Consider the following 469-nt stretch of genomic DNA (forward strand, 5'->3'; position numbering starts at 1 on the left):
CGCCTAGTCAGCAAATAATTTCTTGCCAAGATCCATTAGTCGATGATTCCGACACATTTTTAGGGCACCTGCTTTTTTGAGGACAGGTATAACACTTTCGTTTGTGTCAACTAATCTACAAAGAAAATCTTCAAAGGCTGACCTAACGTTTGGAGCCAGTGTACCAATCTTAACTTTCACAAGCATTTCAATTATTCCACCGGCCCAACCACTTTCAATAGCAAATTCTGATATCCAAGGAACTATAGTTAATACTCCACTCATTGTCTGCATTCCTAGGAACCATAAATCTGCAATTTCATTCCAGTGTTCCTTATAGCTCATGGACACAACTAAAGCAGTCGGATCATTTGATTCATCTACATTGTATGCATCCCAAAGAAACCTGATAGTTGATTGAATATATCTACAAATTGAAAAATCATTCTTTTTCAGTTTGTTTGCTTGTTGTTTGAACAAAAGTAATCCC

General features: G+C 36.9%; 1 protein-coding gene. It reads right to left on the minus strand.

Going from position 1 to position 469, the window contains the following annotated elements:
- Positions 1 to 3: 3 nt before the first annotated feature.
- The coding region (locus F0L68_RS46030; RefSeq protein WP_188317151.1) for a hypothetical protein at positions 4 to 469 on the minus strand (466 nt) is incomplete at its 5' end.

The organism is Solihabitans fulvus, from assembly GCF_008386585.1.
Classification (GTDB): Bacteria; Actinomycetota; Actinomycetes; order Mycobacteriales; family Pseudonocardiaceae; genus Solihabitans; species Solihabitans fulvus.